This window comes from Xanthomonas sp. LMG 12459, from assembly GCF_009192905.1.
GTDB classification, from domain to species: Bacteria; Pseudomonadota; Gammaproteobacteria; order Xanthomonadales; family Xanthomonadaceae; genus Xanthomonas_A; species Xanthomonas_A sontii.
This window is the reverse complement of record NZ_NSGT01000126.1, coordinates 1-1190: the sequence shown is the minus strand read 5'-3', so window position 1 is coordinate 1190 and position 1190 is coordinate 1. Positions and strand designations below refer to the sequence as shown.

Annotated in this window: 2 protein-coding genes; both read right to left on the bottom strand. The window is 65.5% G+C overall.

The genetic code is table 11. The features are described from left to right. Positions 1-851, bottom strand: an 851-nt coding sequence (locus tag CEK65_RS20680; protein WP_152182846.1) for a flagellin hook IN motif-containing protein, incomplete at its 3' end; no start/stop codon positions are given. A 95-nt stretch (positions 852-946) separates the two neighbouring features. Continuing rightward, a partial coding sequence (locus tag CEK65_RS20675) for a flagellin (RefSeq protein ID WP_255424566.1) occupies positions 947-1190 on the bottom strand: 244 nt, incomplete at its 5' end.

The following is a 1190-nucleotide window of genomic DNA, read 5'->3' as shown; positions in this document are numbered from 1 at the left end:
GCAGTGGCAGTGGCGGCGATGCCGCTCTGGTCGAAGGTGATGCCGGTGGCACCGGTGGCGCTGCCCGCGGTGAACGAGAAGTCCTGGCCGCCCTTGACCGATTCCAGCTTCAGCTTGTTGCTGCTGTCCACCGAGGCGTACACGCCGGTCTGGGCCAGCTTGTCGTTGATCGCCGAGGCGATCTTCTTGGCCACATCGGTGTCCACGTCGCCGACGGCCACCGAGACCGAGGCGATGCTGACGCCGTTGACGGACATGCCGGAGAAGCTGCCGCTGGCGGTGGCGGTACCCGAGGCCAGGGCGTTGGTGGTGGTCTGGGTGGCGGCGAAGCCGGCCTTGCCCAGCGAGGCGGCGCTGGCGTTGACGATGCTGTTGATGCCGATGGTCTGGCCGGCGTCGGCGCCGACCTGGAACAGCGCGCCGGAGAAGGAGCCGTCCAGCAGCTTGGTGCCGTTGAAGTTGGTCTGGCTGGAGACGCGGTCGATTTCCGAGGCCAGCTGCTTGACTTCCGAGTTCAGCGCGCCACGGTCGGTGGTGGAGTTGGTGGCGTTGGCCGACTGCACCGCCAGTTCGCGGATACGCTGCAGGTTGTTGCCGATTTCGACCATCGCGCCTTCGGCGGTTTGCGCCAGCGAGATGCCGTCGTTGGCGTTGCGCGAGGCCACATCCAGACCACGGATCTGGGTGGTGAAGCGCTCGGAGATCGCCAGACCGGCCGCGTCGTCCTTGGCGCTGTTGATGCGCAGGCCCGAGGACAGGCGCTGGATCGTCGTCGCCAGGCTGGCGCTGGTGGTATTGAGGTTCCGCTGAGCGTTCAGCGACATTACGTTGGTATTGATGACCTGTGCCATTTGTACGCCTTGGTTTTAACGTGTTTGATATCGTTTCCGCTCGAGGGCTTCTAATGGCGTAGAAGCCCTCGGCGGTGCATCGCGGCTTGCTGCGCTTAGCCCTGGAGCAGGCTCAGCACGCTCTGCGGGGCCTGCTTGGCCTGAGCCAGCATGGCGGTGCCGGCCTGCTGCAGGATCTGCGTGCGGGTCAGCTCGGCGGTTTCCTTGGCGTAGTCGGTGTCGCGGATGCGGCTGCGCGAGGCCGACAGGTTCTCCGAGGTGGAGCTCAGGTTGGCGATGGTGGAAGTGAAGCGGTTCTGGATCGCACCCATGTCCGCACGCGAGGAGTTCACCGAGGTC